Genomic DNA, 21,442 nt, shown 5'->3' with positions numbered 1-21,442 from the left:
GATTTTCCGGCAAGCGCCCTCTTGACGAGTGCGTTGAGTCACATCTACCGTCCTCCGCAACATCCCCTTAAAACGTTTTTCATCTGCGAGACATCGAAACCCCATCCGAGGAGGGCGGCCGTGAGCGCACCCGCTCGGTCGGCTCCGCCGACACTGGCGCTGGTCAACGTGAGCAAATCGTTCGGCGCCGTGCGAGCCCTGCAGGGCGTGACCATCGAGCTCCACGCGGGCGAGGTGCACGCGCTCGCGGGCGAGAACGGAGCCGGCAAGTCGACCGTCGTAAAAACGTTCGCAGGCGTGCACCGCCCCGACACCGGGGAGGTGCGGGTCGAGGGCCGCCCGGTGACCTTCCACGGCCCCGCCGACGCGCAGGCCGCCGGCGTCGCGGTCATCTACCAGGAGCCCACGCTGTTCCCCGACCTGTCGGTCGCCGAGAACATCTTCATGGGCCGCCAGCCGCGCACCGCCCTCGGCCGCATCGACCGCCGCGCCATGCACGCCGAGACCGCCAGGCTGTTCGAGCGGCTCGGCGTGGCGCTGGACCCGCAGCAGCCCGCGCGCGGCCTGTCCATCGCCGACCAGCAGGTCGTCGAGATCGCCAAGGCCATCTCCCGCGAGGCCCGGGTGCTGATCATGGACGAGCCGACCGCCGCGCTCACCGGCCAGGAGGTCGCCCGGCTGTTCACCGTCACCCGGACGCTGCGCGACCAGGGCTGCGCGGTGCTGTTCATCTCGCACCGGCTGGAGGAGATCTTCGAGATCTGCCAGCGGGTCACCACCCTGCGCGACGGCACCTACATCGGCACCGAGAACGTCGCCGACCTCACCCCCGACGACCTGGTGCAGCGCATGGTCGGCCGCGAGGTGGAGGCGCTGTACCCCAAGCAGGACGTGACACCGGGCGAGGTGGCGCTGAAGGTGTCCCGGCTGACCCGCGAGGGCGTGTTCACCGACGTGTCGTTCGAGGTGCGCCGCGGCGAGATCGTGGCACTGGCCGGGCTGGTCGGCGCGGGCCGCAGCGAGGTCGCCCGCGCGATCTTCGGCGTGGACCGCTGGGACGCCGGCGCGGTCGAGGTGAACGGCACCGCGCTGCCCCCGGCCAGCCCCACCGCGGCCATGGCCGCCGGGATCGCGCTGGTCCCCGAGGACCGCCGCCAGCAGGGCCTGGTCATGGACATGTCGATCGAGCGCAACATGGGCCTGACCCAGCTGCGCTCGCTGCGCCGCGCCACCGGCCGCGGCCCGCTGATCTCCCGGAAGGTGGAGCGCGACCGCGCCGCCGACTGGGCGCTGCGCCTGCAGCTGAAGTACGCCCGGCTGAGCGACGCGGTGGGCGTGCTGTCCGGCGGCAACCAGCAGAAGGTCGTGCTGGCCAAGTGGCTGGCCACCGACCCGGCGGTGCTGATCGTCGACGAGCCCACCCGCGGCATCGACGTCGGCACCAAGGCCGAGGTGCACCGGCTGCTGTCGGAGCTGGCCGCGCAGAACCTGGCCATCCTGATGATCTCGTCCGACCTGCCGGAGGTGCTCGGCATGGCCGACCGCGTCCTGGTCATGCACGAGGGGCGGCTCACCGCCGAGATCCCGCGCGCCGAGGCCACCGAGGAGTCGGTCATGGCCGCCGCCACCGGCCGCACCGGCACCGTGGGGGAGGCCGCGTGAGCACGACCCTGACCAAGTCGCCGGGGGCGCCGTCGGCGGCGGACGACGGCGGGCGCGGCGGCCGGCTGGTCGACCTGGTGCTGCGCGCCCGCGAGCTGAGCATCGCCGCGGCGCTGGTGGTGCTGGTGCTCGGCACCACGGTCGCCAACCCGCGGTTCCTGTCCGAGCAGGGCGTCAAGGACATCTTCCTCAACGCCTCGATCCTGGCGCTGCTGGCCGTCGGGCAGACGCTGGTGGTCGTCACCCGCAACATCGACCTGTCGGTCGGCTCGGTGGTCGGCCTGGTGGCGTTCGTCGTCGGCGACTTCGTCTCCGGCACCGACCACGGGCTGCCGTCGGCGCTGGCCGTCGGCCTGGGGATCGGCGCGCTGTGCGGGGCCGTCAACGGCCTGCTGATCAGCTTCCTGCGGGTGCCCGCCCTGGTGGTCACGCTCGGCATGCTGTACGTGATCCAGGGCATCGACTACTACATCGCGCACGGCGAGCAGATCAACGCCGCCAACGTGCCGCAGAGCATCCTCGACCTCGGCAACGGCAGCCTGCTGGGCGTGCCCTACCTGCCGCTGATCACTATCCTGATCATGCTGGCGGTCGGGTACTACCTGCGCTCCTACTCCTCGGGCCGGGAGTTCTACGCCATCGGCTCCAGCCCCGAGGCGGCGCGCCTGGCGGGCGTGCCGATCCGCCGCCGGGTCTTCACCGCCTACCTGGTCAGCGGGGTGCTGGCCGGGCTGGCCGGGGTGCTGTGGCTGGCCCGCTTCGGCACCGTCGTCGCCGACAACGCCAACGGCTGGGAGCTGCAGGTGGTCAGCGCCGTCGTGGTCGGCGGCGTGGCGATCACCGGCGGGGTCGGCACCGTCTACGGCGCCGCGCTCGGCGCCCTGCTCATCACCACCATCGGCAGCGCCCTGGTGGTCCTGAAGATCAATTCCTTCTGGCAGGACGCCATCACCGGCCTGCTGCTCCTGCTGGCGATCAGCGTGGACCGGGTGCTGGCGCTGCGCGTCACGCAGGCTTTGAAGAAGAGGAGCCGCCGCCATGGCTGACCGGCCCACCGCAACGACGGCTGACGGCAAGCAGGGCGGGTTCGAGTTGGGCCGCCTGGTGCGCTGGGACGTGGTCGTCGCCGCGCTGCTCATCGTGGTGTTCTTCGGCGGCGTCGGCCTGTCGCCCGACTTCGGCAACTCCGACAACATCTCCTTCGCCCTCGGCGACCTCAGCGAGATCGCGCTGATCGCGCTGCCGATGACGCTGCTGGTGGTGTGCGGGCAGGTGGACCTGTCGGTCGCCTCCGTGCTCGGCCTGTCCAGCGCGCTGGTCGGCAAGCTGTGGGACGGCGGCATGGCCATCGAGACGATCATCCCGCTGGTGCTGGTGGTCGGCCTGGTGTGCGGGCTGGTCAACGGCCTGCTGGTGACCCGGCTCGGGCTGCCGTCGCTGGCCGTCACCATCGGCACGATGACGCTGTACCGCGGGCTGGCGTACGTGGTGCTGGGCACCGAGGCCGTCTCGCAGTTCCCGCAGCAGTACGCCGACCTGGCCGTCACCAACGTGCCGGGCACCCCGATCCCGTACCCGATCGCGCTGTTCGCCGTGCTGGCCCTGACGACCGCCGTCGTCCTGCACGCCACCGGCGTGGGCCGCTCCCTGTTCGCCATCGGCGCGCAGGAGGAGGCCGCCTACTTCGCCGGGATCCGCGTCAAGCGCCTGAAGCTGATCCTGTTCGTGCTGTCCGGGCTGGTCGCCTCGTTCGCCGGGATCGTCTACACGCTGCGCTACGGCAGCGCCCGCGCCGACAACGGCCTGGGCCTGGAGCTGACCGTCATCGCGGCGGTGCTGCTGGGCGGCGTGGACTTCGACGGCGGCAGGGGCACCCTGGGCGGCGTGCTCGCCGGGGTCCTGCTGATCGGCGTGATGCGCAACCTGCTGATGCTCAACGACGTCGCCAACGAGATCCAGTCGATCGTGACCGGACTGCTGCTGGTGGTGTCGGTCCTCACCCCGCGGGTGATCGCCATCGTCCGCGAGGCCAGATCGAGGGGCGGCGGCTCCGGCGCCCCCGCCGCGGCCAAGGCCGCCTCCTAGCCACTCGGCTCCGCTCCCCGCTGCTCAACACCCACCCCGATCGCATCACCGATGCGACTTTGCGAAAGGCACGACAGATGACCTTCCGTTCCGTCCTCTCCCGGCGTTCGGTGAGCGCCATCGCCGGCGCGAGCGTGCTCGCGCTCGGCCTGGCCGCCTGCGGCGGCACCACCAAGGACTCCACCGAGTCCGCCGCGGGCGGGGCCGCCGCGGCCTCGGCCTCCGCCGACCCCAACGCGGAGATCAAGAAGGGCCTGAAGATCGCCTTCCTGCCCAAGCAGATCAACAACCCGTACGAGAAGATCGTCGACGAGGCCGGGATCGCCGCGGCCAAGGAGTACTCCGGCGAGGCCAAGGAGGTCGGCCCGTCCGACGCGGCGGCGTCCTCCCAGGTGTCCTACATCAACACGCTGGTGCAGCAGCGGCAGGACGCCATCCTCATCGCCGCCAACGACCCCAACGCCGTGTGCGGCCCGCTCAAGCAGGCCATGTCCCGCGGCATCAAGGTGGTCGCCTACGACTCCGACACCTCCAAGGACTGCCGCCACCTGTTCATCAACCAGGCCAGCTCCGAGGAGATCGGCCGCAGCCAGGTCAAGCTGCTGGCCGACCAGATCGGCGGCAAGGGCGAGATCGCGATCCTGTCCGCCACGGCCAACGCCACCAACCAGAACACCTGGATCAAGTACATGCAGGACGAGCTGAAGAAGCCGGAGTACTCCGGGATGAAGCTCGTCAAGATCGCCTACGGTGACGACGACGACCAGAAGTCGTTCCAGCAGACCCAGGGCCTGCTGCAGGCGTACCCGAACCTCAAGGGCATCATCTCGCCGACCACCGTGGGCATCGCCGCGGCCGCCCGCTACATCTCCGGGTCGCAGTACAAGGGCAAGGTCGTGCTGACCGGCCTGGGCACGCCGAACCAGATGCGCAAGTTCATCAAGGACGGCACCGTCGAGAAGTTCGCCCTGTGGGACCCCAAGAACCTGGGCTACCTGGCCTCCTACGCCGCCGCCGCGCTGGCGTCCGGGCAGATCACCGGCGCCGAGGGCCAGACGTTCAAGGCCGGCAAGCTCGGCTCGCGCACCATCGGCAAGGACGGCGAGGTCATCCTCGGCCCGCCCACCGTCTTCGACAAGAGCAACATCGACCAGTACGACTTCTGAGCCGGGGGAGAGAGCGCCCATGCGACGCGTGTGTTTCCTCCTGAAGGTCAAACAGGACCGGATCGAGGAGTACCGGGAGCGGCACGCCGCCGTCTGGCCGGAGATGCGGGCCGCCCTGCGCGACAACGGCTGGCGCAACTACTCGCTCTTCCTGCGCGACGACGGGCTGCTGGTCGGCTACCTGGAGACCGACGACTTCGACAAGGCGCTGGACGGCATGGCCCGCACCGAGGTCAACGCCCGCTGGCAGGCCGAGATGGCGCCGTTCTTCGAGGATCTGGACGGCCGCGCCCCCGACCAGGGGATGCTGCCGCTCACCGAGGTCTTCCACCTGGACTGAGACGATCGGAACGGGCCGTCCCGGGACGCGTCCCGGGACGGCCCGCAGACCGGACACCGGGAGACCGGGGACCGGGGAAAGGAACACATGACTGACATCAGCGCGGTGAAGGACGCCCTCCGCCGCCAGCACATCGAGACTCCGTCCTGGGCCTACGGCAACTCCGGGACGCGTTTCAAGGTGTTCCCCCAGCCGGGCGTGCCGCGCACCCCCCAGGAGAAGATCGACGACGCGGCGCAGGTGCACCGCTTCACCGGGGTGGCGCCGAGCGTGGCCCTGCACATCCCGTGGGACACGGTCGACGACTACGCCGCCCTCGCCGCCTACGCGCAGGAGCGCGGCGTGCGGATCGGGGCGATCAACTCCAACGTCTTCCAGGACGACGACTACAAGCTGGGCAGCGTCACCAACCCCGACCCGGCCGTCCGCAAGAAGGCGCTGAACCACCTGCTGGAGTGCGTCGACATCATGGACGCCACCGGTTCGCGCGACCTGAAGCTGTGGTTCTCCGACGGCACCAACTACCCGGGCCAGGACGACATCCGGGAGCGCCAGGACCGCCTGTTCGAGGCCCTGCAGGCGGTGTACGAGCGGCTCGGCGACGACCAGCGGATGCTGCTGGAGTACAAGCTGTTCGAGCCGGCGTTCTACACCACCGACGTGCCGGACTGGGGCACCTCCTACGCGCACTGCCTCAAGCTGGGCCCCAAGGCGCAGGTGGTGGTGGACACCGGGCACCACGCGCCCGGCACCAACATCGAGTTCATCGTGGCGTTCCTGCTGCGCGAGGGCAAGCTCGGCGGGTTCGACTTCAACTCCCGCTTCTACGCCGACGACGACCTGATGGTGGGCTCGGCCGACCCGTTCCAGCTGTTCCGGATCATGTACGAGGTGGTGCGGGGCGGCGGCTACGAGCCGGACTCGCAGGTGGCGTTCATGCTCGACCAGTGCCACAACATCGAGCCGAAGATCCAGGGGCAGATCCGCTCGGTGATGAACGTGCAGGAGGCCACCGCCAAGGCGCTGCTGGTGGACGCCGAGGCGCTGCGGGAGGCGCAGCGGTCCGGCGACGTGCTCGAGGCGAACGCGGTGTTCATGGACGCGTTCAACACCGACGTGCGGCCGCTGCTGGCCGAGCTGCGCGAGGAGATGGGCCTGCACCCGGACCCGGTCGCCGCTTACAAGGCGTCCGGCTACTTCGAGCGGATCGTCGCCGAGCGGGTCGGCGGCACGCAGGCGGGGTGGGGAGCGTGACCGCCCTGCTGCGCGGTGCGGCCGGCCGCCGGGCGCGTGCGGCGACGCTCGGCGCGGCCGCCCTGCTCGCCCTCGCCTCCGTGCCCGCGGCCGCGGCGGCCGCGCCGGCCGGTGCGCAGGCGGCCGCCGCCAAGGCCGACGGGACGCCGTCGCTCAAGCGGCTGCGCGACACCGAGCTGGATCCGCGGGCGCTGTACTTCGTGTCCTACGACGGCCTGGTCAACAACGGGTCGTTCCAGCAGAGCGGCATCCTCACCTACGCCGGGTACCAGTACGCCGCCTGGTACACCGCCGACCGCAGCGCCGTGGTCGCGCGCCGCCACCTGCCGAACGGCGCGTGGCAGAAGGTGGTGCTGCCGCACAAGCTGTCGGTCGACGACTCCCACAACGTCATCTCGCTGGGGGTGTCGCCGCAGGACGGCCGCCTGCACGTGGCGATGGACACCCACAACAACCGGGTGTACTACACCAAGTCCGAGCCGGGCCTTGCGTCCAAGCCGTCGCCGAGCCGGTGGGACGCCTCCCGGTTCGGCGCGGTGCGGCGCGACCTGGACGGCGTCGACCTCGGCGACATCACCTACCCGCAGTTCGCCGTCACGCCCGAGAAGAAGCTGCAGCTGGTGTACCGGACGGGCGGCTCGGGCAACGGCACCAACGAGATCGCCGAGTACGACGGCGGCACGTGGACCAAGCTCGGCAAGTGGTCCAGCGCCGCCGGCACCTACTCGGGCAACGGGCAGACCAGCAACGCCCGCAACATGTACGTCCACGGCATCACCTACGGCAGGGACGGCAGGCTGCACGCCGCGTTCACCTGGCGGGAGCAGAATTTCGGCGTGCTGTGCCACCCGGGCGGCCTGTCCAACCACGACACCGGCTACGTCTACTCCGACGACCGGGGCCGCACCTGGCGCAACGACGCGGGGCAGACCGTCGCGACCACCGGCACCGACGACCTGGTGGCGCTGGACGACCCGGGCCTGGTGGTCGATCCGCTCGACCCCAACCACGCGCTGATGAACCAGGAGAGCCAGGCGGTCGACTCGACCGGCGCCCCGCACGTGATCATCAGCTACGTGCCGGGCCGGTTCACCCAGTGCGTCACCGACTTCACCGCCCAGCGCAAGGCGTACTCGCGGGCGTTCCACCTGACCCGCGACGCGTCCGGCAAGTGGCGCAAGGTCGAGATCCCCGTGCCGGTCGAGGCGTTCGGCCGCTCCCGCATCGTGTTCGACGAGCACGACAACGCCTACGTGGTCCTGCCGTTCGGCCGGGTCGTCGCCGCGAGCAAGGCCGGCGGCTGGACGGACTGGAAGCTGCTGTTCGACGGCACCTTCTACGGCGGCGGCCGCACCCTCAACGCGTTCGGCGAGGTCCTCGTCGACGACTCGCGCGTCGCCGCCGACGGCGTGCTGTCGGTGATGTACCAGCGCAAGTCCTCCGGGACCACCCCCTCATCCATCCGCGTGATCGACTTCAAACTCTCCTGACCGGGGGGTCGGCAACGACGGCTCCGCACCGACCGCCGCACTCGGCGCCCGCGTCCAGGACGCGGGCGGCCACGGCACCATCCGGGTCGAGACCGGCCCGGGCACCGACAAAGTTCACGACGAGGGGAAGCGAATAATGACCTCCACTCCACGCGAAGTGGAGCAGCTGCTGGAACGCGCCCACACCCTGGGCTCGGACCCGCGCAACACCAACTACGCGGGCGGCAACGCCTCCGCCAAGGGCACCGTCACCGACCCGGTGACCGCCCAGGACGTCGAGCTGATGTGGGTGAAGGGCTCGGGCGGCGACCTGGGCACCCTCACCGAGGCCGGCCTGGCCGTGCTGCGCCTGGACCGCATGCGCGCGCTCGTCGACGTCTACCCGGGCGTCGAGCGCGAGGACGAGATGGTCGCCGCGTTCGACTTCTGCCTGCACGGCAAGGGCGGCGCCGCCCCGTCCATCGACACGGCCATGCACGGGCTGGTGGACGCCGCGCACGTCGACCACCTGCACCCCGACTCCGGCATCGCGATCGCCACGGCCGCCGACGGCGAGGAGCTGACCCGGCGGATCTTCGGCGACCGGGTGGTGTGGGTGCCGTGGCGGCGGCCCGGCTTCCAGCTCGGCCTGGACATCGCCCAGATCAAGAAGGACAACCCGCAGGCCATCGGGGTGATCCTCGGCGGGCACGGCATCACCGCCTGGGGCGCCACCAGCGAGGAGTGCCAGGCCAACTCGCTGGAGATCATCCGCACCGCCGAGGAGTACATCGCCCGCAACGGCAAGGCCGAGCCGTTCGGCCCGGTGGTCGACGGCTACGAGCCGCTGCCGGAGGCCGAGCGGCACGCCCGCGCCGCCGAGCTGTTCCCGCTGATCCGCGGCCTGGCGTCCACGGACCGGCCGCAGGTGGGGCACTACACCGACAGCCCGGAGGTGCTGGACTTCGTCTCCCGCGCCGAGCACCCGCGGCTGGCCGCGCTCGGCACCTCCTGCCCGGACCACTTCCTGCGCACCAAGGTCGCGCCGATGGTGCTGGACCTGCCGCCGTCGGCGCCGCTGGAGGACGTCAAGGCGCGGCTGCGCGAGCTGCACGCCGCCTACCGCGAGGAGTACGCCGCCTACTACCGGCGGCACGCCACCCCCGACTCCCCGCCGATGCGCGGCGCCGACCCGGCGATCGTGCTCGTCCCGGGCGTGGGCATGTTCAGCTTCGGCGCCAACAAGCAGACCGCCCGCGTCGCCGGCGAGTTCTACGTCAACGCCATCAACGTGATGCGCGGCGCCGAGGCGCTGTCCACCTACCGGCCGATCCCCGAGTCGGAGAAGTTCCGCATCGAGTACTGGGAGCTGGAGGAGGCCAAGCTCCGCCGCATGCCCAAGCCCAAGCCGCTGGCCACCCGCGTCGCGCTGGTCACCGGCGGCGGGTCGGGCATCGGCGCGGCCACCGCCCGCCGCCTGGCCGCCGAGGGCGCGTGCGTGGTCGTCGCCGACCGCGACGCGGCCGCGGCCGAGAAGGTCGCCGCGGAGATCGCCGACGCGGCCAAGGCGCTGCGGCCCGGCGACGTCGCCACCGCCGTCGCCGTGGACGTCACCGACGAGGAGCAGATCGCCGCGGCCGTGCGCGCCGCCGTGCTGGCGTTCGGCGGCGTCGACCTGGTCGTCAACAACGCCGGCCTGTCGATCTCCAAGCCGCTGCTGGAGACCACGACCGCCGACTGGGACCTGCAGCACGACGTGATGGCGCGCGGCTCGTTCCTGGTGTCGCGGGAGACCGCCCGCGTCATGATCGAGCAGGGCATGGGCGGCGACATCGTCTACATCGTGTCCAAGAACGGCGTGTTCGCCGGGCCCAACAACATCGCCTACGGCGCCACCAAGGCCGACCAGGCGCACCAGGTGCGGCTGCTGGCGGCCGAGCTCGGCGGGCACGGCATCCGCGTCAACGGCGTCAACCCCGACGGCGTGGTGCGCGGATCGGGCATCTTCGCCGGCGGCTGGGGCGCCCAGCGCGCCGCCGTCTACGGCGTGGAGGAGGAGAAGCTGGGCGAGTACTACGCCCAGCGCACGCTGCTCAAGCGCGAGGTGCTGCCCGAGCACGTCGCGGCCGCCGTCTTCGCCCTCACCGGCGGGGACCTGACCCACACCACGGGCCTGCACGTGCCCGTGGACGCGGGCGTCGCCGCCGCGTTCCTGCGGTAGCGGCCGCCGGCACCAGACCCGACGGGGCCGGCGCAGGTCGCGCAGGAGCCGCGCCGGCCCCGTCGTCCCACCCCAGCCGCACGTCCGAGGAGGACCGCACCGTGACAGCACATCCGGACCCGACAGCCGACCGCATCACCGCCCCGCCCGTCCGGGTCGGGCTCGTCGCCGGCGGGCTGGGGGCGTACTGGCCCCAGTTCCCCGGCCTGCTGCCCCAACTGAAACGTTCGGCCGAGCGCGTGGCGGAGCGGATGCGCGGCCTCGGCGCCGAGGTCGTCGACGCCGGCTTCATCTCCGACGAGCGGGAGGGCGCGGCCGCCGCCGAGCGGCTGCGCCAGGCCGGCTGCGACCTGATCGTCGGCTTCCTCACCACCTACATGACCGCGACCATGCTGGTGCCGGTCGCGCAGCGGTCCGGCGCCCCGGTGCTGCTGATCAACCTGCAGCCCACCGAGTCGATGGACCACGCCTCCTTCGACACCGGGCAGTGGCTGGCCTACTGCGGCGCCTGCCCGCTGCCGGAGATGGCCAACGCCTTCGCCCGCTGCGGCGTGCCGTTCCGGTCGGTGTCGGGCTACCTGGAGGACGAGCGGGCCTGGACGAAGATCGGCCGGTGGGTGCGCGCGGCCGGGGTGCGGGCCGCGCTGCGCCGCGGCCGGCACGGCCTGATGGGGCACCTGTACCCGGGCATGCTGGACGTGTCCACCGACCTGACGCTGGTCGCCGCCAACTTCGGCGGGCACGTCGAGGTGCTGGAGTTCGACGACCTGCGGGTGCGGGTCGACAAGGTCACCGACGCCGAGACCGAGGCCCGCAAGCGGCGGGCCCGGGAGGTGTTCGAGTTCGCCGAGTCCGTCAACGACACCGACCTGACCTGGGCGGCGCGCGTGTCGGTCGGCCTGGACCGGCTGGTGGAGGACTTCGCGCTGGACTCGCTGGCCTACTACCACCGCGGGCTGGACGGCGAGGTGCACGAGCGGCTGGGCGCCGGGATGATCCTCGGCGCGTCGCTGCTGACCGCGCGCGGCATCCCGGCGGCGGGCGAGTACGAGCTGCGCACCTCCCTGGCCATGCTGATCGCCGACCGGCTCGGCGCGGGCGGCTCGTTCACCGAGCTGCAGGCGCTCGACTTCACCCGGGGGCACGTCGAGATGGGCCACGACGGCCCCGCGCACCTGGCGATCAGCGCCCGCCGCCCGCTGCTGCGCGGCCTCGGCGTGTACCACGGCAAACGCGGCTACGGCGTGTCGGTCGAGTTCGACGTCAAGCACGGGCCGGTCACCGCGTTCGGCATCATCCAGCGGCGGGACGGGCGGTTCGCGTTCGTCGCCTCCGAGGGCGAGGTCGTCGACGGGCCGCTGCTGGAGATCGGCAACACCACCTCGCGGGTCGACTTCGGCTGCGACCCGGGGGAGTGGACCGACGCGTGGAGCGCCACCGGGATCTCGCACCACTGGGCCCTGGCCACCGGCCACCTGGTGCCCGACCTGAAGGCCCTGGCCGACCTGATGGACGTCGAACTCGTCGTGGTCGAGCCCTAGCGCCTTCCTGACGCGGCCCATGCCGCGGACACACGTGAACGTGATCGGGGGATCCGTGCACGCGGCGCCCGACGGCGCCCCGAAACCGGAGGAGCCCATGCGGCGATTCCCGTTCCGACCATCACCCGTCCCCGCCCGCTTCGCCATGCTGCGCCCCGGCTGACCCGGCGGCCCGGTGTGCGGACGAGGCGCCCCCGGGACGGGGCCCGCCTCACCCGCATGGAGGACGGCGCGGCGGCCCCGGCCGCCCCGCCCGGCAACGACGAACCGGCGCGCACCCCGCCGCGCGCCCACCCCAGTTCGCTCGCACCACCCCCGAGGAGTTCCATGCGTGCCATCCCGCATCGTTCCCTGGCCGTCGCGGCGGGGGCGCTGACCCTGGTCACGGCCGCGCTGCCGGGCTCGACCGCCTCGGCCGCCGTCAAGGCCGCGGGCCACGCGCCCAAGGCGCCCGTCGAGCTGACCGTCGGCGACCGCGCCCGCCCCCTCAACGTGGAGGGCGCGCCACTGTTCGGCTGGCGGCCCCGCGACGTCGACCCCGGCGAGACGCAGACCGCCTACCAGATCGTCGTGCGCGCCGACGGCGGCGACCGCGTGTGGGACAGCGGCAAGGTCGCATCGGCGAGCCAGGAGTACGTGCCCTACACCGGCCCCGCCCTGACCCCCGGAACCGGCTACACCTGGACGGTGCGGACGTGGGACCGCACCGGCAGGGTCTCCCCCTGGTCGCGCCCGGCGCGGTTCGACACCGGCCTGCGCGACCAGGACTGGCAGGCCAGCTGGATCCGCCGCACCACCGCCGAGGCCGACGACTACACCCTGGCGCGCAAGGAGTTCACCGTCGGCTCCTCCCGCATCGTCCGGGCCCGGGTGAACATCTCCGCCGCCCACCAGTACGCGCTGCACCTCAACGGCGAGGTCATCGACCACGGCCCCGCCTACGAGTACCCCGACAGCGGCTACTACCGCACCGTGGACGTCACATCGCGGCTGCAGGAGGGCCGCCCGGCCGCGCTGGGCGTGCAGTACCACTGGTACGGGGCCGGGCAGGGCCGCCCCAAGAGCGAGCCCGGCCTGCTGGTGCGGCTGGAGGTCGAGCACGCCGACGGCACCCGGCAGGTCGTCGTCACCGACGGGTCGTGGAAGGTGACGCGCGGCCCCTGGAAGGCGGCCCCGCGCCGCAACGGCGACGGCGGCGACTACGTGGAGGAGTACGACGCCACCGCCGAGCCGGTCGGCTGGGACCGCCCCGGGTTCGACGACTCGTCCTGGCAGGCGCCGCAGGTCGTCGGCGCCCACCCGGCCGGACCGTTCCAGTCCCTCACCGGCCAGGAGACCGACCTCTCCTACACGGTGATCCGCCCGCGGACGGTGACCCGGCTGGCGTCGGGCGCGCTGGTCGCCGACTTCGGCAGGATCGTCCCGGCGATGCCGGTCGTGCGGTTCCGCGACGGCGAGGCGGGCCGCCACGTCGCCATGCACGCCGGGTACGTGCTGGCGTCCGACGGGTCGGTGTCGCGCTCCGGGGACGACAACCAGAGCACCGACCTGACCTACGGGCACACCCAGCGCGACGGCGACCAGACGTTCCGGTCGTTCACCTACATGGGCTTCCGCTACTTCGAGATCGAGCCCGGCGCGGGCGTCCGGCCCGAGGACATCGGCGCGGTCGTGCAGCACACCGAGGTGGACCCGGCGCGCACCGCGCGGCTGCGCACGTCCGACAAGGGAGTGGACGCCGCCTACGACCTGATGCGGCGCTCGGCGCTGTACGGGGCGCAGTGGCAGTTCCTGGACACCCCCACCCGGGAGAAGGGCCAGTTCCTCGGCGACGCGGTGGACATCTCCCTGGCCACCATGTCGGCCTACGGGGAGCGCCGCCTCACCCGGCAGGCCATCACCGAGTTCATCGAGTCGCAGGCCCGCTACTGGCCCGACGGCCGCCTCAACGCCGTGTACCCCAACGGCGACGGCAAACGCGACATCCCCGACTACACCGAGATGTTCCCCGGCTGGGTGTGGGAGTACTACCTGCGGTCCGGCGACGCGCGCACCCTGGCCGCCGCGTACCCGGTGATGACCGCCGTGGCCGACTACGTGCGCCGCCACATCGACTCCGGCACGGGCCTGGTGACCCGCCTGACCGGCGGCTCGGGCCAGTACCAGTACGGCATCATCGACTGGCCCGCGACCATGCGCTACGGCCACGACATGGACACCGCCGCCCGCACCGTCATCAACGTGCTCGGCGTCGACGTGTTCAACGCCACCGCCCGCGCCGCCGAAGCCCTGGGCAAGAGCGGTGACGCCGCCGCGCTGCGCCGCGACGCCCAGACCCTCGCCGCCGCCGTCAACGCCAAGCTGCGCCGCCCCGACGGCGTCTACATCGACGGCCTCAAGAGCGACGGCAGCCAGAGCACGCACGCCTCGCAGATCGCCAACGCCTACGCCGTCGCCTACGGCGTCGCCCCGGCGGCCGACCGCGACCGCGTCGTGTCCTACGTCGCCGGCCTCGGCATGCGGATGGGGCCGTTCACCTCCCACGGGCTGATGAAGGCCCTCGCCGACCGCCCCGACAAGGTCGTCGAACGCCTCACCGACACCGAGGGCCCCGGCTGGGGCAACATCCTGGCCCGCGGCGGCACGTTCACCTGGGAGTCGTGGGACGCGCCGGAGACCGGGCAGAGCCACTCGCACCCGTGGGGCTCGGTCGCGCTCGTGGACGTCCAGGAGTCCCTGCTGGGCGTGTCGGTCACCGCGCCCGGCTCCGCGCGGGTGCGGGTGCGGCCGCCGCGGTCCGGGCTGGACCGCGCGTCGGGCACCGTGCCGGTGCAGCGCGGCGACGTGTCCGTGGACTGGGTCCGCGACGGCGCCGGCTTCCGGATGACGGTGGACGTGCCGGTCAACGTGACCGCCGAGGTGCACGTCCCGGCCCGCGCCGCCGCCGGCGTCCGCGTCACCGGCCCCGCCGCGTCCACCGCCCGGTTCACCGGAATGCGCGACGGCTACGCCGTCTACCAGGTCGGCTCCGGCCGCCTCACCTTCCACTCGCGCTGACCACTCCCGCTGACCCGGGGGAGCCCACACGGCTCCCGTGCCGCGCGGACGGCCACCCCGTCCCCGCGGCACGGTGGCCTCGCCTTCATATCCGTCTATATCCGCCCATATCCACCCACCCCGCATCCAGGAGTTCCGTTTGAGCAAGCACGACGGCGCCGGCGTCAGCCGCCGGCGTTTCATCCAGTACACGGCCGTGACGGGGGCGAGCGCGGCCGTCGCGCTGAACTCGCCGCTGGGCGGCGAGGGCACCGCGCAGGCGGGCGCCGCCGCCCCGTCGTTCGCCGCGTTCGCCCGCCCGGACGCCGCGGTCCGGCCCCGGTTCCGCTGGTGGTGGCCGGACGGGCTGGTCGACCCGGCGGAGATCCGGCGGGAGATCGACCAGATCGCCGCCGCCGGATTCGGCGGCGCCGAGATCGTCGCCGTGCACCACAGCATCCGCGACAAGTCCGTCCTGGACCCCGAGGGGCACGGCTGGGGCACCGCGGCGTGGAACGCCGGCGTCGAGGCCGCGCTCGACCAGGCCCGCAAGCGCGGCATCACCGTGGACCTGACGATCGGCCCGGCCTGGCCCGCGGCCGTCCCGACGATCACCCCCGACAGCCCGGCCGCCGTGCAGGAGCTGGCGCACGGCAGCGCCACGGTGAACGGCGGGGAGACCTACCGCGGCCCGGTGCCCGAGCCCGCCGCCGCGGCCGAGGACGACGTGACGGTCCGGCATCTGGTCGCCGTGCACGCCGTCCGCATCGACACCGCCAACTCCACGCGCACCGAGACGGGCCTGGCCCGCGACTCGTTCACCGACCTCACCGGAACGGTCCAGGACGGGCGGATCGAGTGGACCGCCCCCGGCGACGGGTCGTGGGTGCTGCTGTCGTACTGGCGGCGCGGCAGCGGGCAGCGCCCCGAGTCCGGCCCGCACTCGGCGCCCGACTGCACGGTGGTCGACCACTTCAGCCCCGCCGGGACCGAGGCGGTCATCGACTTCTGGGAGTCGAAGCTGCTGACCAAGCGGATCCGCACCCTGCTCAAGCAGGCGGGCGGCACGCTGTTCGAGGACTCCATCGAGCTGGAGACCCAGGCGCTGAACTGGACGCCGAACCTGCCGGAGGAGTTCGCCCGCCGCCGCGGCTACTCCCTGTGGCCGTACCTGCCGGTGATCGTGCAGCTCAAGGAGAAGACGCTCTACTCCTACGAGCCCGAGATCACCCGGCAGGCCCGGCACGACTTCTGGCTCACCGTGTCGGACCTGTTCAACGAGCACCACTTCACCGCGCTCACCACGTGGGCGCACTCGCTCGGCCTGGAGTTCCGCGCCCAGCCGTACGGGCTGCAGACCGACGCGATCGAGACCGCCGCGATCATCGACGTGCCGGAGGGCGAGTCGCTGGGCTTCAAGAACCTGGACGACTACCGCGTCCTGGCCGGGGGCCGCGACATGGGCGGCCGCAAGATCCTTTCGTGCGAGGCGGGGGCGTACCAGGGCGGCGCCTACAACACCACCTGGAACAAGCTGCTGCGCACCATGGGCGGGGCGTACGCGGCCGGGCTCAACCAGACCGTCCTGCACGGCTTCTCCTACGCGACCGCCCCCGGGGTGGCGTGGCCGGGCTTCGCCGGGTTCACCCCCTACAACGGGGGCATCGGGTACGCCGAGTCGTGGGGGCCGCGCCAGCCGACCTGGCGGCACGCCCCCGACATCGCCGCCTACCTGGGCCGCGTCCACCAGGTGATGCAGTCCGGGACGAATCGCGTCGACATCGCGGTGTTCCGGCAGAAGGGCTACACCAAGACCGGCATCGGCGCGGGCTGGTTCACCGGCACCGGCGTGCCGCTGGGGTGGACGCACCAGTTCATCAGCGCCGCGACCCTGGAACTGCCCAGCGCCACGGTGAAGGACGGCAGGCTCAACCCCAAGGGCCCCGCCTACAAGGCGGTGTTCGTGGAGGGCGACCGCTTCTCCTCGCAGGACCGCACCATCCCGGTGCGCGCGGCAGAGAAGCTGCTCAAGCTCACCAAGGCGGGGCTGCCGATCGTGTTCCTGGGGGACTGGTCGGCCGCGACCGTCCCGGGCGTGCCGAAGGCGGGGGAGGTCGAGCGGCTGCGCGCCGTCCTCACCGAGCTGTTCGCCCAGCCCAAGGTCCGCGTCGTCGCCACCGACACCGAGGTGCCCGGCGCGCTGGCCGAGCTGGGCGTGGAGCCCGACGTCAAGTACGCCCAGAGCTCCACCCTGCTCAACGGGCACCGCGTCGCCGGCGACGTCGACTACTACTACCTGTGCAACGGCAAGCACGCCGAAACGGTCAAGCCCCCCGTGGCCGCCATCGACCACGAGGTCACCTTCACGCGCACCGACCGGCGCGCCGTGCCGTTCCGCCTCGACCCCTGGACGGGCGAGGCCGAGCGGATCGCCGTCTACACCGAGGACGGCGACAAGGTGACCGTGCGCATCGCCCTGCAGCCCAGCGAGGCCACCGTCATCGCCCTGGGCCGCGGCAACGGCCTGGCGCACGCCACCCGCACCGACGCGGGCGAGGTGCGCTACGACGGCGGCCGCCTCGTCGTCCGCACCACCGAGCCCGGCACCTACACCACCGCGCTGTCCACCGGCCGCACCGTCTCCACCACGGTCGGGAAGCTGCCGGAGGCCCTCCCCCTCACCGCCTGGAAGCTCCAGGTGGAGGACTGGGGCCCGGGCAAGACGGCCACGGAGACCGCCGTGACCCGGCGGGAGGTGGACCTGGACGGCCTCAAGCCGTGGCCGGACATCCCCGAGCTGGCGGACGTGTCCGGCGTCGGCCGATACCGCACCACCGTCCAGCTCGGCAAGGAGTGGTCCTCGGGGGCCTGCGCCGGGGCCTACCTGGAGCTCGGCGAGGTCTTCGACACCAGCCGCGTGATCGTCAACGGGCGGGTCCTGCCGCCGGTGGACCTGATGAACCCGGTCGTGGACGTCGGCCCCTACCTGCGGAAGGGCGCCAACACCATCGAGGTGGAGGTCGCGACGACGCTCAACAACCGGCTGCGGGTGTCCGACCCGGCCGTCTACGGCACCGCCTCCCGGCAGGCGTACGGGCTGATCGGGCCGGTGCGGCTCGTCCCGTACGGCGAGGCCGCGGTCCGCTGACCCCCGGGCGCGGCCCCTGAACGAGTGCGGGAGGGCGATGCCCCCGCCCTCCCGCACGATGAACCCCCTCAACCCTCTGATTGCGAGGAATTCATGCTCCACAGCGTAGCCAGGCGACGCCATGCCGGAGCCACGGCCGCCCTCGCCGCGGCCGCCGTGACGGTGCCCCTCACCCTCACCGCCCCGCCCGCCACCGCCGCCGCCCCCCAGAACGGCCAGGCGGCGCGGCCGTGGGACGCCTACAACCTGTCGCCCACCTCCCGCACCCTGCGCCCGGTCGCCGTCCACACCACCAACGGCACGGTCACCGGGGCGCAGCACGTGCTGTCGGGGCGCCGCACCACGCTCACCGGGGCGGGCTCCTACGTCACCCTCGACTTCGGCAAGGACGTCACCGGCCTGACCACCGTGAGCTTCGCCTCCTCCCAGGGGGCGCAACGGGTCGGGCTGGCGTTCTCCGAGTCCTCCGAGTACGTCGGCGTCACCAGCGACGCCTCGACCGGCGGCCCCCGCAGCCGCGACGGGGCCATCGGCGTCGACGTCAACGGCAGGACCACCTACACGACCCCGGCCAAGTACCTGCGCGGCGGCTTCCGCTACCTGACGGTGTTCCTGGAGACCGACGGAAGCGTCGACCTGGACGGCGTGTCCGTGCACTACACGGCCGCGCCCAAGATGAAGAACCCCGCCGCCTACGCCAACTACTTCTACTCCAACGACGACCTGCTCAACAGGATCTGGTACGCGGGCGCCTACACCATCCAGCTCAACACCATCTCGCCCAAGACCGGCCGCATCTGGGAGGCCCCCGCCGAGCTATGGGACAACACCGGCAACATCGGGGTCGGCGACACGATCCTGGTGGACGGCGCCAAACGCGACCGCACGGTGTGGCCCGGCGACCTGGGCATCGAGGTGCCGGCGGCGTACGCGGCGTTCAACGACACCGAGTCGGCCCGCAACGCCCTCACCACCGTCTACCAGCACCAGCGCGACACCGGCGAGCTGCCCTACGCCGGGCCCGAACTGAACAAGTACGGCTCGGACACCTACCACCTGTGGACGCTCGCGGCCACTTGGGACTACTACCTGTACACCAGCGACCGCGCCTGGCTGGCCACCGTCTGGGACGCCTACCGCAAGGCCGTCGCCTACACCGATGCCAAGCTCAGCGAACGCGGCCTGGTGTCCATCACCGGGACGTCCGACTCGGTGCGGATCCTGGCCAAGGGCGAGAACCTGACCGCCAACGTGCTGCTGTGGCGGGTGCTCACCACGGGAGCCCGGCTCGCCCAGGTGCAGAAGGACAAGGCCCTGGCCGCGTCCTACGCCCAGCGGGCCGAGGCGCTGCGCACCGCCATCGACACCCACCTGTGGGACGAGGCCGCCGGAGCCTACAAGCAGTACCCCGACTCCGCCATCCACCCCCAGGACGGCAACTCCCTGGCCGTCTGGTACGGCATGGCCGACACCGCCAAGGCCCGCCGCATCAGCACCGACCTGACCGGCAACTGGAACTCCATCACCAGCACCGCCCCCGAGAACAAGGGCAACCCCGGGGTGTTCTCCGGGTCGATGGAGGTCAACGCCCACTTCGCCGCCGGCGGACGGGCCGCCGACCAGGCCGGGGTGGACATCATCCGCCGCCAGTGGGGCTACATGCTCGACCACCCCCAAGGCACGCGCAGCACGTTCTGGGAGTCGTTCCGCAACCTCGAAGACGGCTGCGTCTTCTGCAGCTCCTACGTCAGCCTCGCCCACGCCTGGGCCACCGGCCCCACCCCCGCCCTCACCAACTACGTGCTGGGCCTGCGCCCCACCTCGCCCGGGGGACGGACGTTCGACTTCGTCCCGCACACGGCCGACCTGCGGTTCGCCCAGGGCCGCCTGACCACTACGCGCGGCGCGGTGGACGCCTCCTGGAAGGTCGCCAACGGCACCTACACCGCACGCCTCACCGCGCCCGCCGGAGCGGCGGGCCGCGCGGGCGTGCCGACCTTCGGCACCCGCATGAAGGTCTACCTGGACGGCCGCCTGGTGTGGGACGGCCGCAAGGCCCGCGGCAACCAGGCCTACAGCGACGGCGAGTACGTCTACGTCAAGAACCTGCACGGCACCCACACGATCCGAGGGGAGCGCGCATGACCGCACACGTCAGCCGCCGCGCCTTCCTGGGCACGGCCGGTGCGACCGCCACCGCGGCGGTCGTCGCGCGTCCCGCCTCCGCCGCCGCGGAGACCGACGCCGGCACCGCCAAGGGCCGTGCGCGCCGCGCGCCCGTCCTGTCGGCGTTCCCCCTGTCGGCGGTCACGCTGCTGGACGGCCCGTTCCGCGACAACATGGCGCGCACCTGCGCCTACCTGAAGTTCATCGACGCCGACCGGCTGCTGCACACCTTCCGCCTGAACGTGGGCCTGCCGTCGTCGGCCGAACCGTGCGGCGGCTGGGAGGCGCCCGACGTCCAGCTTCGCGGCCACTCCACCGGCCACCTGCTGTCGGCGCTGGCGCAGGCGCACGCCGCCACCGGCGACGACGCCTACGCCGCCAAGGCCCGCACGTCCTGGACCAGGAAGGGCGGGCGGATCACCCTGACGGTCACCGTCCCGCCGAGCAGCACCGCGGAGGTGCACGTGCCCGGCGGCCCGACCCGCACCGTGGGCTCGGGCACCTGGACCTTCCATGGCACCGTCTCGTAGGCGGCGGGCCGCCGGTCCGCATCCGGCCGAGGGCTCCGGCCCTCTGCCGAGGTCCCCGGTACGCCGTACCGGGGACCTCGGGCGCCGGGACGGACGGATTCCAGGTGAAGAGCCGTATCGGGGCGGCCCGCCGGGGACGCTGCGTCCGGCCCTAAGACGGCGGGATGCGGGCGGGGTCCGGCCCCGCCCGCCACCGGCGGGGCGGCGGCGGGGGCGTCCCGGCCAGCCGCAGCGCGTGCTCGACCAGCCCCACCAGCACCTCCTTGGCCGACGCGCGCCGCCGCGCGTCGCACAGGATCACCGGAACGTGCGGGTCGATGTCGAGCGCGGCGCGGATCTCCGGCGGCTCGTACCGGTCGGCGCCGTCGAAGCAGTTGACCGCCACCACGAACGGCGTGCCCCGGCGCTCGAAGTAGTCGATCGAGGCGAAGCTGGCCGCCAGCCGCCGGGTGTCGGCCAGCACCACCGCGCCGAGCGCCCCGCGCGACAGCTCCTTCCACATGAACCAGAACCGCTCCTGCCCGGGCGTGCCGAACAGGTAGATCGCCACGCCGTCGCGCAGCGTGATGCGGCCGAAGTCCATCGCCACGGTCGTGGTGGCCTTGGCCGCCACGCCGTCCAGGTCGTCGACGCCGATGCCGACGTCGGTGAGCGCCTCCTCGGTGCGCAGCGGGCGGATCTCGCTGACCGCGCCGACGAGCGTCGTCTTGCCCACCCCGAACCCGCCGGCCACCAGGATCTTCAGCGCCACGCGCGGGCCGTCGCCGCCCGGCCGCGCCGCCGGCGGCCCGGCGCTGGGCGGCGGCTCGGCGGGCGGGAGCGGG

General features: G+C 72.5%; 14 protein-coding genes. 13 read left to right on the top strand and 1 reads right to left on the bottom strand.

The window, feature by feature from the left end; all coding sequences use genetic code 11:
• Nucleotides 1-120 precede the first annotated feature (120 nt).
• The 13 genes from ABD879_RS19885 (at nt 121) to ABD879_RS19825 (ending at nt 20,618) form a co-directional block, all read left to right on the top strand.
• Complete coding sequence (locus ABD879_RS19885) at nt 121-1,662, top strand: sugar ABC transporter ATP-binding protein (RefSeq protein WP_425549644.1); 1,542 nt, start codon at nt 121-123, stop codon at nt 1,660-1,662.
• Nucleotides 1,659-2,708: an ABC transporter permease gene (locus tag ABD879_RS19880; protein ID WP_345022987.1), complete on the top strand. Its 1,050-nt coding sequence runs from the start codon at nt 1,659-1,661 to the stop codon at nt 2,706-2,708. The genes ABD879_RS19885 and ABD879_RS19880 overlap by 4 nt, the downstream gene beginning before the upstream one ends.
• Nucleotides 2,701-3,747, top strand: coding sequence for an ABC transporter permease (locus ABD879_RS19875; protein WP_345022986.1), 1,047 nt, complete (start codon nt 2,701-2,703; stop codon nt 3,745-3,747). Before ABD879_RS19880 ends, ABD879_RS19875 begins: the two co-directional genes overlap by 8 nt.
• Before the next feature lie 77 nt (nt 3,748-3,824).
• The gene (gene rhaS, locus ABD879_RS19870; RefSeq protein WP_345022985.1) at nt 3,825-4,913 is read left to right on the top strand and encodes a rhamnose ABC transporter substrate-binding protein; all 1,089 of its coding nucleotides are present in this window, start codon (nt 3,825-3,827) and stop codon (nt 4,911-4,913) included.
• A 19-nt stretch (nt 4,914-4,932) separates the two neighbouring features.
• A complete protein-coding gene (locus ABD879_RS19865; RefSeq protein ID WP_345022984.1) occupies nt 4,933-5,253 on the top strand; it encodes an L-rhamnose mutarotase in 321 nt (106 codons plus the stop codon).
• An 87-nt stretch (nt 5,254-5,340) separates the two neighbouring features.
• On the top strand, nt 5,341-6,507 hold the full coding sequence (gene rhaI / locus ABD879_RS19860; protein ID WP_345022983.1) for an L-rhamnose isomerase: 1,167 nt from the start codon (nt 5,341-5,343) through the stop codon (nt 6,505-6,507).
• On the top strand, nt 6,504-7,997 hold the full coding sequence (locus tag ABD879_RS19855; protein ID WP_345022982.1) for a BNR repeat-containing protein: 1,494 nt from the start codon (nt 6,504-6,506) through the stop codon (nt 7,995-7,997). Before rhaI ends, ABD879_RS19855 begins: the two co-directional genes overlap by 4 nt.
• Nucleotides 7,998-8,133: 136 nt before the next feature.
• Complete coding sequence (locus tag ABD879_RS19850) at nt 8,134-10,197, top strand: bifunctional aldolase/short-chain dehydrogenase (protein WP_345022981.1); 2,064 nt, start codon at nt 8,134-8,136, stop codon at nt 10,195-10,197.
• 101 nt (nt 10,198-10,298) lie between these two features.
• On the top strand, nt 10,299-11,738 hold the full coding sequence (locus ABD879_RS19845) for an L-fucose/L-arabinose isomerase family protein (protein ID WP_345022980.1): 1,440 nt from the start codon (nt 10,299-10,301) through the stop codon (nt 11,736-11,738).
• A 327-nt stretch (nt 11,739-12,065) separates the two neighbouring features.
• Nucleotides 12,066-14,795 carry a family 78 glycoside hydrolase catalytic domain gene (locus ABD879_RS19840; protein ID WP_345022979.1) on the top strand — a complete coding sequence of 910 codons (2,730 nt, stop codon included), beginning with the start codon at nt 12,066-12,068 and terminating at the stop codon, nt 14,793-14,795.
• A 139-nt stretch (nt 14,796-14,934) separates the two neighbouring features.
• Nucleotides 14,935-17,922 (top strand): glycosyl hydrolase, encoded by a 2,988-nt coding sequence (locus ABD879_RS19835; RefSeq protein ID WP_345022978.1) that lies wholly within the window; start codon nt 14,935-14,937, stop codon nt 17,920-17,922.
• 93 nt (nt 17,923-18,015) lie between these two features.
• The gene (locus tag ABD879_RS19830) at nt 18,016-20,067 is read left to right on the top strand and encodes an alpha-L-rhamnosidase-related protein (RefSeq protein WP_345022977.1); all 2,052 of its coding nucleotides are present in this window, start codon (nt 18,016-18,018) and stop codon (nt 20,065-20,067) included.
• Nucleotides 20,064-20,618: a beta-L-arabinofuranosidase domain-containing protein gene (locus tag ABD879_RS19825; RefSeq protein WP_345022976.1), complete on the top strand. Its 555-nt coding sequence runs from the start codon at nt 20,064-20,066 to the stop codon at nt 20,616-20,618. Before ABD879_RS19830 ends, ABD879_RS19825 begins: the two co-directional genes overlap by 4 nt.
• A 151-nt stretch (nt 20,619-20,769) precedes the next feature.
• Here the strand turns inward: ABD879_RS19825 and ABD879_RS19820 are convergent, their stop codons facing one another.
• On the bottom strand, nt 20,770-21,369 hold the full coding sequence (locus ABD879_RS19820) for a GTP-binding protein (RefSeq protein WP_345023000.1): 600 nt from the start codon (nt 21,367-21,369) through the stop codon (nt 20,770-20,772).
• Nucleotides 21,370-21,442 lie beyond the last annotated feature (73 nt).

The sequence above is a fragment of the Actinomadura keratinilytica genome, assembly GCF_039539665.1.
In the GTDB taxonomy this organism is placed as follows: domain Bacteria; phylum Actinomycetota; class Actinomycetes; order Streptosporangiales; family Streptosporangiaceae; genus Spirillospora; species Spirillospora keratinilytica.
Note: the sequence above shows the minus strand (reverse complement) of the source record. Positions and strands in the feature narration are given on the sequence as shown.